This is a genomic window from Microbulbifer yueqingensis (assembly GCF_900100355.1).
Taxonomy (GTDB): Bacteria; Pseudomonadota; Gammaproteobacteria; order Pseudomonadales; family Cellvibrionaceae; genus Microbulbifer; species Microbulbifer yueqingensis.
In genome coordinates this window covers 487350-500793 of record NZ_FNFH01000003.1, presented here as the reverse complement: position 1 = coordinate 500793, position 13444 = coordinate 487350, and the positions used below count along the sequence as shown (strand labels likewise).

Here is a 13444-nt window from a genome sequence, read left to right as displayed (position 1 = left end):
AGTGCTCCGTGATACAGTTATATGACAAGTTGAATCGGGGCATAGCGCAGTCTGGTAGCGCGCCTGCTTTGGGAGCAGGATGTCGGGGGTTCGAATCCCTCTGCCCCGACCAGATAAACCGGGTTTTTCTTGCGCCCGTAGCTCAGCTGGATAGAGCATCCGCCTTCTAAGCGGATGGTCGCAGGTTCGAGTCCTGCCGGGCGTGCCAACCTTATAAAAGGTGGCTTTGGTCAGGCAGTCTCGGTCAACCCCGCTGCCAGATTGTAGTCGCAGGACTATTCCGGCCGACCAGCACAGCTGGTCGGCGCCGAAACAAACGCGAAGCAGTGCTTCGCAGGCGTTTGCCCCGGCCCTGCCGGGCGATTATAAGAAGGTGGCTTTGGTCAGGCAGTCTCGGTCAATCCCGCTGCCAGATTATAGTCGCAGGACTATTCCGGCCGGTCAGCGCAGCTGATCGGCGCCAGATCGACCGCAAAGCAGCGCTTTGCAGGCAGTCGCTCTGGCCCTGCCGGGCGATGTGCCCACAGGCAGGATTGGCGTTGCCACAAGACGTCAATACATAGCACTTTTAATGGTGGCCGTAGCTCAGTTGGTAGAGCACAGGATTGTGGCTCCTGAGGTCGCGGGTTCGATCCCCGTCGGCCACCCCATACAAACCTCTTCTCGAGGTGCGGAAAAGCCCGGCTTATAAGCCGGGCTTTTTTGTATATGCCAAAAAGAAAGGTGTCGCGCTTTGCGCTGGCGCCCCCGATGCCCGATAATATGGGCGTCAAAAGGCCTTCCGCAACCGGCTGGTCATGAGGCAGAGTTTGGTCGCCCCCGCACTGTTGCGGGGGTTTTTGTAGACGGGATTTAGGGGATAGTGACAGGTGACGGTATCAGCAGAGCCCAAGGCCACCAACGTACACTGGCATCACGGTGAGATTAACCGCGACGATCGCGCCAGCATTCTCGGCCACAAGGGCGTCACCCTGTGGTTCACCGGACTATCCGGCTCCGGCAAGAGCACCGTGGCTGTCGCGCTGGAGAAGGCGCTGGCTGCCCGCGGCGTGCTGAGCTACCGCCTTGATGGCGACAATATTCGCCTCGGCATCAACTCCAACCTGGGCTTCTCTGCCGAGGACCGCAAGGAGAATATCCGCCGGGTGGGGGAGATTTCCCGCCTGTTCGCTGACAGTGGCGTAGTGGTGCTGAGCAGCTTTATCAGTCCCTACCTTGACGACCGGGAAATGGTGCGTCGCATTCACAAGGAAAATGATCTCGAATTCCTGGAGGTCTTTGTTGATTGTCCGCTCGAGGAAGCGGAGTCCCGCGACCCGAAGGGGCTGTACAAAAAAGCCCGCGCGGGTGAGATCAAGGGTTTTACCGGCATTGATGACCCCTACGAGGCGCCGACAAAGCCAGAGCTGCATTTGCGCACTGACCAGCTCACCCTTGAGCAGGAAGTAGACGTGATCATCAAGAACCTGCAGGAACGCGGCATCATTATCTGATGCCGGGCGCAATGCCTGGCGGCCGGGTGATCCCGGCCGCCTTCCGTACGACAGGAAAACTCTCCTCCTATAAAGTGCTTCCAGTGTTACCTCGCCACTGGCGCCCCCTCCCGCATTAGTCCGCATTGCATACTGCAAGTGACCATTCTGGTAAAAATTACCGTACCGCTCGTGCGCCTGTCTTTGCAGTGAAGTGTAATTGAGCGCCAGCTGGCCGGTTGGTGCCGGTTTCCCTTCATATACTCAGGCTGTACTCAGGAAAAGCTCGCTATGCGGAGGCGATTATGCAGGGACGGAGAGCAAGGATTCTCTCTGGAATAGGGCTCGCGCTCGTCTTGGCGGTGGCCGTGGGAAGCTGGATGTTTGTAGAGCGTCTCCCGCATATTCCCGGTGTGCCGCCAGCCCCGGTGGTGGGTGTGCCGGACGGCGCCCTTGACCATTCGCCTACACCTGCATACAGCGGCCCTCATCCGCGGACGATAGAGCGCCCCCCTGAATATTTCCCATTCCCCATCAGGATTGGTGAGATAGGGCCGGTTGAGACACTCTTCTCAGGGCCTTCCACCTATCCATTCTATTGCGGCGTCAACAACGTCACCACTCGCCAGCCGCTGGTGGACAACCAGAACGGCGAGGGAGTGCCTGTATTCGCGGTGGACGAGGAGGGCAATCGTACCGAGGAGATAATCGGTTACAGCCGGGACTGCAGTCATCCCACCCACGTCAGTTATTTCTATCGCAGCATTAATGACGGCGATTTTTACCCGCTGGAGCAGGCTGAGGGCGATATCGACCAGGTGACGGTCAATGGCCGCTCCGTGGACTTTGTCGTGCGGCTGGAGACGGGAACAATAAACCGCTTTTTCTACGCAATTGCCGCTCTCAGGGGCGCGGGTGAGACTGCTGGCAAGCCGAGCGCCTCGAACTGGAACCGACGCCTTATCTACCAGTTCCGTGGCGGCGTGGGTGTGGGCAGGCGCCAGGGCGATATCACCAAGGGGGACATCGTCGGGCGCCGGGCGGACCAGCTGGCCCGGGGGTATGCGATCGTCTATTCCACCGGCAACCAGACCAGCAATCACTACAATATCTGGCTGGCGGAGGATGTAGCGCGCCGGCTGAAGAAACAGTTTGTGTCCCTGTATGGTGAACCACTATACACAGTGGGTTTGGGGGGCTCTGGTGGCGCGATCCAGCAATACCTGTTTGCCCAGAATGCGCCGGGACTGCTCGACGCGGCCATTCCGCTCTATTCCTATCCCGACATGGTCAGCCAGACCATTTACGTGTTCGACTGCGAGCCACTGGAGTACTTCTTCGACGTTGTCGATGCTGACAATCCGCGCTGGCGCGACGCCACCGAGCGCAGTGTTGTCCAGGGCCTGCCCGGGAGCAGGGAGATGAATGGCCGCTTCCACCTGCTTGAGACTGCTGCCGCCCTGTTCGACGGCAGGTACCGTAACGGGCGGGAGGGCACCACGGAGTGCACGCAGGGGTGGCGGGGCCTGGTGCCGCTGGTCAACAACCCCAACTTCGTACACTTCATCAAGAGTTTTGCGGACAAGGTGGCGGAAAACACCCACTGGTCCCATTGGGAGGACCTGCGCGCATTCTACGGCGCCGACGAGACCGGGTACGCGAACAGTGCCTGGGACAACGAGGGCGTCCAGTACGGCCTGGAGGCGCTGCGGCGGGGTCAGCTGTCGGTGGATACCTTCCTGGAGCTGAATGCCACCATCGGCGGCTGGAAGGCTCCTGAAAACCTGGGGGGGGAAAAGCTCTGGTTCCTGAATGGAGATCTCTTCCCGATGGAGTTGTCGGTCTGGAGCGAGCACAACATGAACCTCGGCACCCTGGATAGCCCGGCCCCTCGCTCCCGGGCCAGCATGGCCGCAATCGAGGGTATTTACCGCTCCGGGCATGTGTTCCTCGGTGATGTGGAGGTGCCCATCATCGACCTCCGCCACTACCTGGACCGCGACCTGGATATGCATCACAGCGTGGCATCGTTCTCTACGCGGGAGCGCATCCGGCGGGCCCGTGGCCATGCAGACAACCAGCTGATCTGGGTGAGCCACAAGGAGTACACGCCTCTCGATGAAGCGCTGGATACCATGGACCGCTGGATGCAGAACATCATCGACAGCCCGCAACTTGGCGTGGCGGCCAACCGGCCAGTAGATGCCAACGACCAGTGCTTCGACAGCCAGGGCAATGTGATTGCGGTGGGTGAAGGAGTCTGGGATGGTCCCTGGAACGGGCGTCGCGCCGGCGCGTGCATGCGGGAATACCCCATCCACAGCACACCGCGGCAAATGGCGGGCGGGCCTCTCACCGATGACATCTTCAAGTGCCAATTGCAGCCTGTGGAATCAGCGCTGGAGAAGGGCACCTATGGTAATGCCACAGGGCAGATTGCGGAACGGCTGCGGGACATGCAGCGTATCTTCCCGTCGGGCGTATGCGATTACGGGGCGCCGGACCTGGCCCTTCCGGAGGAGAACCTGATTCCAGGGAGAGCCCCGGTCTCGATTGCGGGGCACTCGATCTTGTCCGACTACCGCCGGCCGGTACCCCGATTCGCGGGTGATGATGAGGACGTGCCCGAGACGGTGCGGCCTACCTCGGTGGCAGTGCCGGCGGCCGATGCCGATTGAGCGCGTGGCGGTAAGATGTAAGTGACGGTGGGGAAAGGAAAAATTTCGAAATTCTGGCGCCCATTTTGTTGACAGGCCCGTCCAATCGGGTATGATGCGCGTCGCTCGGGAGGCACAGCCCCCAGCCAGCAGAAGGGTGGTTAGCTCAGTTGGGAGAGCGACGGCCTTACAAGCCGTAGGTCACAGGTTCGACCCCTGTACCACCCACCATCTCTTCACAGAGATGCGCTACCGCGGACCGGTAGTTCAGTTGGTTAGAATGCCGGCCTGTCACGCCGGAGGTCGCGGGTTCGAGTCCCGTCCGGTCCGCCATATACAAAAAAGCCCCGCTCGAAAGAGCGGGGCTTTTTTGTATATGGCCGATCGGCGTGCAAGAACCCCCGTTCGACAAATCGGCAGGACTGCCGATTTGGACGCCGGAGCAAAGCGAAGGCGCCCGAAGGGCGAGGGCCAGGGATGGCCCGAGTCAGTCCCGCTACAAGAGCCGCAGTCTGCATGGAAGTCTGCTGGAGAGAGCGGGGCTTTTTTGTATATGGCCGATCGGCGTGCAACAAAACTGTCTGGAACAGTTTTGGACGCCGAAGGCGCCCGCAGGTTCCGCTCGAGAGTGGGCGATCCAGGCGAGAACGGGGCTGTTTTGTAGCGCTGGGTCGACCCAGGTCACCAGTTTTCCAGCTGTCGTCATGCCGGCGCAGGCCGGCATCCAGGATCCACCGGGCGACCCGGGGATCTTTCGATCGAGGAGGAGGGAAGGCCGTCAGGCAGTAACCAAAATCTTCCCCTCGCGCCCTCCCTGGGCTGCCGCTGCCACTGCATCCTTGATGTCGCTGACGCTATAGGTGCTGTCGACGGGGGCTTTCAATTTGCCCGCGATTATCAACTGGGTCAGCTCCCCGTAAACGCGTTGCTGCTCGTCGGTTGAAGCCTGCTCAAACCATCGCGCCAGCCAGAAACCCTTGAGGGACACGCCGCTGAAAATCAGGGCGGAAGGAGAGATCTTGCATGGCTTGCCGCTCATCATGCCGTAATTGACCAGGGTGCCCCCTTCAGCCAGGCAATCAGCGATGCGGCCGGTTGCCGTGTCCCCCACCGCGTCGATACCAAGTTTAATTGCTGCCCCGCCCGTGGCCTCCTTTACGCGCTCCGGCAGGTCTTCCCCATCCACCAGCACCACGTCGGCCCCCTGGGCTTTGAGCGGCTCCACCAGGGACTCGCGGCGAACGATATTGACGGTCTTCAGCCCGCGGATACTCGCTAGCTGGACCAGGTAATTGCCTACGCCGGAATTGGCAGCATTCTGAATGACCCAGTCGCCCGGCTGCAGGTCCACGAATTCGCTCAACATCAGGGAGGCGGTCGGCGGATTGATGGAAATCATCGACAATTGCAGCGGGTCCGCTTCGTTGGGCAGCGGTACCAGTTTGTCGGCGGCAACCACAAAGTGGGTACGCCAGGTACCTATCCCGACCGGCAGCAACACAGTCTGGCCGATCTCGGGAGCATTGACGCCAGGCCCGTGCTCGATGACTTTCGCCACTCCCTCGTTGCCGCCGATGGCAGGTAGGGGAGGGAGCATGCCGTATTGTCCGGTCAGCGTGAGCACATCGGAAGGATTGATCGGCGAGGCCAGCAACTCCAGCAGGACCTCTCCTTCCTTTAGCTGCGGCTTCTCGAACTCCACCGGTTCTATTACATCCTGGGGCACCGGGCCCCGGGTCTGGTACTCGGCTTTAAGCATCCTGTCGCTCCTCCATTTCCTGTTGGGTTAGGCCTCTTATCATGGTGGCAATCTAGTCCATCGATTTTGTACCTGGCTACTTTTTCTATCTGATGACGATATATCACTGAGCTTGATGGCAGCATGGGCTGGATATTTCGATGTAGAACAGTGGTGATTGCACGCGTGGGCAGACCTGACAGCTTCGGGTAGTTGCTGGAATGGAACCGTTGTCAAGTGACCGGTTGATGTCTACAATACGGTCAAATGACCGGAACTGGGAAGGCAACATGGCGTCTGTACCCTCATTTCAGCCCCACGCTTCTGATGATGAAGTGCTGCTGGAGGCTGTACTCAACACGGCATCACATCTCGGTCTGCCGAAGAAAGAGCTGGCGGAAATCGTCCACCTCGACGAGCGCACGCTGCGCCGCAAGTCCGGTCTCGACCCGAATAGTGCCGCTGGCCAGCTGGCACTGCTCCTGGTACGTGCTTACCGTTCTGCATTTGTGTTGATGGGCGGCGCCGAAGGAGCGCGGTACTGGTTCCATACACCAAACCTGGCGTTGAATGGCAGCCCCAGGGAACTCGTAGCCAGTATCGAGGGGCTGGTCCGGGTGGTAGGTTACCTTGATGCAATGCGGGGCAAGGTTTGACCGGGGGGATACAGGAGCTTATCGATACGACCAGCCAGCGGATCATGGGGCGGCTGTTTCGTATTGTCGAATCACAGGAAGACGTCGCTACCCGCAGCCTGGTGGACAGTGTGCAAAAGCAGGAAGCGCTCGAAAACCTGCTGGAGAGAAGCAAGCCCCGCCGCCTGCCGGGCAGCGAACACCTCCATTACCTGCTGGCCACCCCTTTCCGATACCCACCCTTGCCCTGGGGATCCCGTTTCGGCAGCGTGGCCGAGAATGGTATTTTCTATGGCAGCAAGACCATCACGACCGTATTGGCCGAGTCCGCTTATTACCGGCTGGTATTTCTGCGTGACATGGTGCAATCGCCGGCTGACCCGATTACCAGCTATCACACCATCTTCTCTGCCCGTTACTGCCTGGACCCCGGGGTGCGCCTGCAGGAACCTGCATGGGAGGCCTATTGGGATAGGTTATCGGACCCGGCTCGCTACCAGCCCTGCCAGCAAATGGCTAAATCCCTGCGCGGCGCCGGTGTCGCGGGAATAGAGACACCGTCCGCCCGGGCAAGGCAAGCCGCAACAGGACCTTTTCCCCCGACTGATGACGAGGGCATTAATGTAGCGCTTTTCTCCCCCGGGGCCCTGTTTCGCCGTACACCCGCCCATGAGGCCGAGGTGATTGCTGAGACCGGACCCGAGGGCGTGGCGTTTCTGCTGAAACTGGGGGATCGCAGCGAGACACGATCATTTCCGGTTGCGCCTTTCCTGGTGGAGGGGGAGATACCCCGGCCGGCGTAGCGCGAGATCGCCAAACCCTCGAGCTGACCAATGCTGACACTTTCCCTGCCTCACTATGTCGTGACAAGAACTCTGAACTCATGCGCCCGCGTTACCTGACCCGCTTCGATCCGCAGTATATCCGGGTAGCCGCGGGGGATATTCCTTACCAGAAACTGGATACCAGCCTCTTTCCCGGGGCCGAAGTCTGGATCCGCCGTGACGACCTGCTGGACCCCCTGATATCCGGCAATAAGGCCTATAAGCTCGTTTACAACCTGCAGGCGGCTGAGCGACGCGGGACGGAGACCCTGCTGACCTGTGGCGGAGCCTGGTCAAATCATATTCACGCTACCGCTGCGGCGGCTCGCCGTTTTGGCTACCGGTCACTCGGGATCATCCGTGGCTACCGCCCCAAAGCAATGAGTGCAATGCTGCAGGATGCAGAGCGGATGGGGATGGAGCTGCGCTTCATTTCCCGTGCTGAATATCGTGACCGCGATCTGCCGGACTTCCTGGAGAGGGTGGGGCTGGGCGGTATCAACGGTTATTTCATTCCCGAGGGCGGCGCGAACCGGCAGGGAGTGCAGGGAGCCCGCTTACTTGGCGAAGTGATACGCGAAACTGCTCCTGTGCCATTTGAACAGGTGTGGATTGCCTGCGGTACGGGACTGACCCTGGCCGGGTTGCAGGCCGGGCTCGGTGACCTGAATGCGGTCGGTATTCCGGTGCTGCGGGCAGAGAACGCAATCGCCCAGGCAGCTGCCGGCTGGCTCAACACCCTAAGGAGCGATTCCCCAGCGCGAATCCTGCCCGGCTATCACTGCGGGGGATACGCGAGAAGCACGAGGGAGCTCGTAGCTTTCCAGAGGCAGTTCGAGGCCGAAACAGGCGTTCCCCTGGATCCTGTTTACACCGCGAAACTTGCCTACGCGCTACACCGACATCTATTTAGCGACGCACCACCCGGGCCCGGCAGGATTCTCCTTGTACACTCTGGTGGGCTACAGGGGCGGCGGGGACAGCGATGAGTCAGGTGCTACAGGACTGCGCACGCTGCTCAATATTTAATCTATTCTGCTGAGGCTGACCGGAGGGACCCGGATCGACTAAGCGACGATCATCAGGCATAATCCCCGGTCGCATAAAAGGGCGGTCAGGCCCTCTTTTTGATCAAAAAATGGTCGGTATGGGGCCGGCACAAGAACAAACGGATCGCTGGGCCCGCGTTCGGGCACCATGGGGGAGCGGTGTCAGAATTCAAAAATATCGGGCTGATCGGCCGTACAGAAAGTGATAGTGCTGTTCTCTCGCTCAAGCGCCTGATGGCCTTCCTCGAGCGAGAAGGCTACGCGATTGTCCTCGAAAAGGAGACCGCCAGCGCGGTAACCGGCCATAACGCCCGTATTTCGACGAAAGACAAGCTCGGAGAACTCTGCGACCTGGTGATTGTGGTCGGCGGCGATGGCAGCCTGCTGGCAGCGGCGCGGGCCCTGGCCAAATTCAGTGTCCCGCTCCTGGGAATCAACCGTGGGCGCCTGGGATTCCTCACCGATATCACCCCGGACGAGATCGAGCAGAAAGTCGGCGAAGTTCTGGCCGGGAAGTACATGGCGGAAAGCCGGTTCCTCCTGGATATGTCTGTGAGCCGTAATGGCAAGCCGGTGGGCAAGGGCTCTGCACTCAACGATGTGGTAATCCATCCCGGCGAATTTATCCGGATGATTGAGTTCGACCTGTTCATCGATGGGCAATTCGTCTACACCCAGCGCTCTGATGGCCTTATTGTCTCAACGCCCACGGGCTCTACCGCTTACGCACTGTCGGGCGGTGGCCCAATCATGCATCCAAAGCTGGATGCGATCGTCCTCGTCCCCCTGAACCCCCATACCCTCAGCAGCCGACCGATCGTGGTAGAGGGCAGCAGCGAGTTCAAGATCATTATTGGCGAGCACAACATCGCGAAGCCACACGTTACTTGCGATGGGCACGATCAGGTGATTACTGAACCGGGGGATGTGATCCGGATCCATAAGAAACCGCATCGACTAACGCTGATTCACCCCATCGATCATAACTTTTATGAAATTTGTAGATCGAAACTGGGGTGGGCTGGTCAGCTCTGAGAAGCTTGCGTTATCGCTTTGTAATAGAAAAACGTACAAATAAAAGTGTACAAGAGGTGAATTGAAATGCGAAAGGGGATTATTTTAGCGGGCGGCTCTGGGACTCGATTATATCCGCTTACGAAGGCCATTAGTAAACAGCTTATTCCTGTATATGATAAGCCAATGATTTACTACCCCTTAACGACTCTTATGTTGGCGGGTATACAGGAAATTCTGATCATCTCGACACCTAAAGACTTGCCGCTGTTTCAAGCATTGCTGGGTGATGGCTCGGAACTTGGACTGACTCTGACCTACGCTGAGCAGCCGTCTCCTAATGGGCTTGCGGAGGCTTTTGTCATTGGTGAGTCTTTTATTGGTTCGGATAGTTGCGCTTTAGTCTTGGGAGACAATATTTTTTACTCGCATGACTTTATGGGACTTTTGACGAAAGCTACCCGCCAAACGACGGGTGCCACTGTTTTTGGTTACCATGTAGACGACCCTCGGGCCTATGGCGTGGTCGAGTTTGATGAGGACGGCAAGGCTCTATCTATTGAAGAAAAGCCAACTGAACCAAAGTCAAAATACGCAGTTACTGGGCTTTACTTCTATGACAATCAAGTCGTAGATATCGCTAAATCAATCTTGCCTTCTGCACGGGGGGAATTAGAGATTACCGATGTAAATCGCGCCTATCTGGAGGCCGGTACCCTTACCGTAGAAGTGCTTGGACGCGGTGCCGCCTGGTTGGATACTGGTACTCACGACAATCTCCTTGCAGCCAACCACTTCGTTCAGACGTTGGAAGCACGCCAGGGGCTCAAAGTCGCATGCCCTGAAGAAGTTGCCTATCGAATGGGCTTTATTAATGAAGAGCAGCTTGAGAAACTGGCTGAGCCCTTACTTAAGAGCGGATACGGTCAGTACTTGCTGCAGGTACTCAAGGAAAGAATATTTTGAGCATGAAGGTTATAAATACTGCAATCGCTGCGGTGAAGCTGTTGGAGCCCAAAGTGTACGGGGATGACAGGGGTTTCTTCATGGAAACTTTCCGTGACACATGGTTCCGAGAGAATGTCGCGGATGTTGACTTCGTTCAAGATAACCACTCTCGTTCAAATAAAGGGATATTGCGCGGCCTTCATTACCAAACCTCGCATACACAGGGGAAGCTGGTACGAGTAATCGCGGGTGAGGTGTTCGATGTTGCAGTTGATCTTCGAGAGGGATCGCCTAGCTTTGGCCAATGGGTCGGTGAGTTCCTCTCCGCAGAAAATAAACGACAACTTTGGGTGCCCGCTGGATTTGCTCATGGCTTTATTGTAACGAGTGAATGCGCCGAGTTTGTCTACAAGTGTACCGATTATTATCATCCGGAGAGCGAGGAATCTATTAGATGGGATGATCCGGATATTGCCATTGAATGGCCACTGCCGGACTCGGTTCAGCCAATCCTGTCAGAAAAAGATCGCTCTGGAAAAAGTTTAGCTGAGGCTCCAAAGCTCCAATATTATGCGAAATAAAAATGTAAGAGCCCTGGTGATTGGGAAGAATGGCCAGTTAGCGTGGGAGTTGGTGCGATCAAAGCCTCAAGGCTGGCATGTAACTGCAGTGGGTAGAGAGGAATTTGATATAACCCACAGGCATAGCGTAGCGAGTATTTTTGAACAAAGTCGGCCCGACATCATTATCAATAGCGCTGCATATACCGCGGTGGATAGAGCCGAGCAGGCAACCGAAGAAGCATATTTGCTTAACGAGGCCGCTGTCGCGGAGCTGGCTAGTCATGCAAAGAATTTTGGGGCGTCGTTTATTCAATTGTCGACTGATTTCGTTTTTGATGGAAAGAAATCTGAGCCGTATGACAGTATGGATGCGCCCTCGCCACTGAATGTCTATGGCCATAGCAAGCTTGCCGGAGAAAGAGCTCTTTTTGCATCTGAAGTTAAAAGCTCAGTAGTTATACGAACATCATGGGTGTACTCCTGCCACGGAAGTAACTTCGTCAAGACAATGCTCAGGCTAATGGCTGAGCGAGACTCTTTAGGGGTTGTCTCCGATCAGGTAGGGAGTCCCACTTGGGCCAATGGCCTCGCGAAAGCTGTATGGACTGTTGCCGGCCACATGGCTAATTCCCAAGTCCCTTCTAAGCCGGAAATTTTTCATTGGGCAGATGCAGGTGTGGCTTCTTGGTACGATTTTGCAACAGCTATTCAGGAAATTGCCCTCGACAAGGGAATTTTACAGCGCCCAACGGAAATACGTCCCATCTCACAAAAGGAATATCCTACGCCCGCCCAGAGGCCTTCGTATAGCGTTCTTGATAAAAGTAAGCTAGAGCAGACATTTAATTTCCCGGCCAAGCACTGGCGCACACAGCTTACTTTAATGTTGGATGAATATAAGGAGCTGTCAAAACGAGGGGCGTATTGAACAGTACGTGTGACAAGAGTCGCTGCATAATACTTTTTACATATTTTTCTTTGGTTGCTTTAAAGGCTGTGATATGCAACTGACAGATCTGGTTATTTATAAAACATATGCCGAGTTGCGTCGAGATATTGCCTCGGCATACTTGGGTATGCTTTGGTGGGTTCTGGAACCGCTACTTTATATGGGGGCCTTTTACTTAATCTTCGCTCTCGGCATACGCTCAGGCGGTGAGAATTTTGTAAGCTTTTTGCTATGTGGGCTGGTTCCCTGGAAATGGTTCGCCTCAACGTTAATGCCTGCGTGCTCAAGTGTGCTGGCTCATCGGGGCTTGATTCAACAGGTATATATCCCCAAGGCGGTCCTTCCCCTGATACCCGTCGCTGTTAATACAGTTAAATTTCTTTTGGTTTTGGTACTGTTGCTCGCACTACTCTTGGCGCTTGGACATCAACCATCGCTTGCTTGGCTGTATATATTGCCTGTTGCTCTCACGCAGCTCTATTTTATCCTTGGATGCTCGCTTATCCTGGCTGCGGTGGTCCCTTTTGTCGTCGACGTAAGAACATTGGTTAATCATGGGCTTATGATGTTGATGTTCGCGTCCGGCATCTTCTTTGATATCCAACAGTTCTCGCCCGATGTTCGCGAATTTCTATATTTGAATCCCATGATTTCGATTATTGAGTCATACCGAAATGTCCTTTTGAATTCCTCTCAGCCGGATTGGACTCATCTTGCAAACGTCTCTGGAGTGTCCACGGTTCTTTGCTTGCTCGGCCTATTTTTATTTAGGAAATTCGATCGCTATTATCCAAAGGTAATGTCATGACTGAGAATATCCTGATTGGCAAAAGCCTGAGTGAAGAAACCCAATTAGGCGTAGATGATAAGGCGCTGACTAAAGAGCAGGTGATGTTGAAGCTCGATTCTGTCGGCGTGTCCTACCCAGATAATAGACGGTTTTCGCGCGATAAGTTCTGGGCACTAAAGTCAGTTTCGCTGGACTTAAGGAAGGGCGAAACTCTAGGCGTCTTGGGGAGAAATGGAGCTGGCAAAAGCACACTTCTTAAATTGCTGGCAGGAATCATTGAGCCGGATACTGGAACGCTCTTCCGAAGACCGGGCGTGCATACATCGCTCTTGGCTCTGCAGCTCGGTTTTATTCCTGACTTGAGTGGTCGCGAAAACGCAATAATGAGCTGTATTTTACTGGGAATGTCCCGCAAGGCTGCGCGTGCTCGGCTCGAAAGTATTTTCAAGTTTGCAGAGATAGAGGACGCAATTGACAAGCCTGTTTCCGTTTATTCGGCCGGGATGAGGGCGCGGCTTGGTTTTGGCGTCGCAATGGAAGCGGATCCCGATATTCTTCTCATTGATGAAGTACTTGGTGTTGGTGATAAAGATTTCCGGGTTAAATCGAAGGATGTCATTCTGGAGAAAATACACTCAGACAAATCGGTTGTAATTGTCTCGCATGATCTAGCCACCGTAGAGGAACTCTGTGATAGGGCTGTCTATATCAAGGATGGCGTAACCGTTCAGCAGGGCAGTGTTGATGAGGTTGTATCGACATATTGTCGCGATGGATCCTAGTCTGACGGTTTAATAAGTCTTCT

Annotated in this window: 12 protein-coding genes and 5 tRNA genes; 16 read left to right on the top strand and 1 reads right to left on the bottom strand. The window is 56.1% G+C overall.

All coding sequences use genetic code 11. The features are described from left to right. Positions 1-35 precede the first annotated feature (35 nt). From BLT26_RS09375 to BLT26_RS09345, 7 genes are all read left to right on the top strand, one after another. Positions 36-112, top strand: a tRNA-Pro gene (locus tag BLT26_RS09375). 19 nt (positions 113-131) lie between these two features. Beyond that, positions 132-208 (top strand) — tRNA-Arg (locus BLT26_RS09370). Between the two features lie 366 nt (positions 209-574). Continuing rightward, positions 575-650: transfer RNA gene (locus BLT26_RS09365), tRNA-His, on the top strand. Positions 651-869: 219 nt separating this feature from the next. Continuing rightward, positions 870-1493 carry an adenylyl-sulfate kinase gene (gene cysC, locus BLT26_RS09360; RefSeq protein ID WP_091512574.1) on the top strand — a complete coding sequence of 208 codons (624 nt, stop codon included), beginning with the start codon at positions 870-872 and terminating at the stop codon, positions 1491-1493. Between the two features lie 359 nt (positions 1494-1852). Next, entirely contained in the window at positions 1853-4150 is a 2298-nt protein-coding gene (locus tag BLT26_RS09355) for a DUF6351 family protein (RefSeq protein WP_245720661.1), read from the top strand. A gap of 134 nt (positions 4151-4284) precedes the next feature. Further along, a tRNA-Val gene (locus BLT26_RS09350) sits at positions 4285-4360 on the top strand. Positions 4361-4385: 25 nt separating this feature from the next. Beyond that, positions 4386-4462 (top strand) — tRNA-Asp (locus tag BLT26_RS09345). 445 nt (positions 4463-4907) lie between these two features. On the opposite strand, the gene BLT26_RS09340 is transcribed toward BLT26_RS09345, so the two are convergent. Next, positions 4908-5888: a zinc-dependent alcohol dehydrogenase family protein gene (locus BLT26_RS09340; RefSeq protein WP_091512567.1), complete on the bottom strand. Its 981-nt coding sequence runs from the start codon at positions 5886-5888 to the stop codon at positions 4908-4910. 269 nt (positions 5889-6157) lie between these two features. On the opposite strand from BLT26_RS09340, the gene BLT26_RS09335 reads away from it, so the two are divergent. The 9 genes from BLT26_RS09335 (at position 6158) to BLT26_RS09295 (ending at position 13421) form a co-directional block, all read left to right on the top strand. After that, complete coding sequence (locus BLT26_RS09335) at positions 6158-6523, top strand: antitoxin Xre/MbcA/ParS toxin-binding domain-containing protein (RefSeq protein ID WP_091512563.1); 366 nt, start codon at positions 6158-6160, stop codon at positions 6521-6523. Further along, a complete protein-coding gene (locus BLT26_RS09330) occupies positions 6520-7305 on the top strand; it encodes an RES family NAD+ phosphorylase (RefSeq protein ID WP_139169463.1) in 786 nt (261 codons plus the stop codon). Before BLT26_RS09335 ends, BLT26_RS09330 begins: the two co-directional genes overlap by 4 nt. 80 nt (positions 7306-7385) lie before the next feature. Further along, the gene (locus tag BLT26_RS09325) at positions 7386-8315 is read left to right on the top strand and encodes a 1-aminocyclopropane-1-carboxylate deaminase/D-cysteine desulfhydrase (protein WP_091512558.1); all 930 of its coding nucleotides are present in this window, start codon (positions 7386-7388) and stop codon (positions 8313-8315) included. A 219-nt stretch (positions 8316-8534) separates the two neighbouring features. Further along, positions 8535-9410, top strand: coding sequence for an NAD(+) kinase (locus tag BLT26_RS09320; protein ID WP_091512554.1), 876 nt, complete (start codon positions 8535-8537; stop codon positions 9408-9410). Between the two features lie 66 nt (positions 9411-9476). Further along, positions 9477-10355 (top strand): glucose-1-phosphate thymidylyltransferase RfbA, encoded by an 879-nt coding sequence (rfbA, locus tag BLT26_RS09315; RefSeq protein ID WP_091512551.1) that lies wholly within the window; start codon positions 9477-9479, stop codon positions 10353-10355. Between the two features lie 2 nt (positions 10356-10357). Further along, positions 10358-10918, top strand: coding sequence for a dTDP-4-dehydrorhamnose 3,5-epimerase (rfbC, locus tag BLT26_RS09310; RefSeq protein ID WP_091512547.1), 561 nt, complete (start codon positions 10358-10360; stop codon positions 10916-10918). A gap of 16 nt (positions 10919-10934) precedes the next feature. Next, on the top strand, positions 10935-11828 hold the full coding sequence (gene rfbD / locus BLT26_RS09305; protein ID WP_245720660.1) for a dTDP-4-dehydrorhamnose reductase: 894 nt from the start codon (positions 10935-10937) through the stop codon (positions 11826-11828). A 73-nt stretch (positions 11829-11901) separates the two neighbouring features. Continuing rightward, on the top strand, positions 11902-12657 hold the full coding sequence (locus BLT26_RS09300) for an ABC transporter permease (protein ID WP_091512541.1): 756 nt from the start codon (positions 11902-11904) through the stop codon (positions 12655-12657). Next, positions 12654-13421 carry an ABC transporter ATP-binding protein gene (locus tag BLT26_RS09295; protein ID WP_217631410.1) on the top strand — a complete coding sequence of 256 codons (768 nt, stop codon included), beginning with the start codon at positions 12654-12656 and terminating at the stop codon, positions 13419-13421. Before BLT26_RS09300 ends, BLT26_RS09295 begins: the two co-directional genes overlap by 4 nt. Positions 13422-13444: the final 23 nt, after the last annotated feature.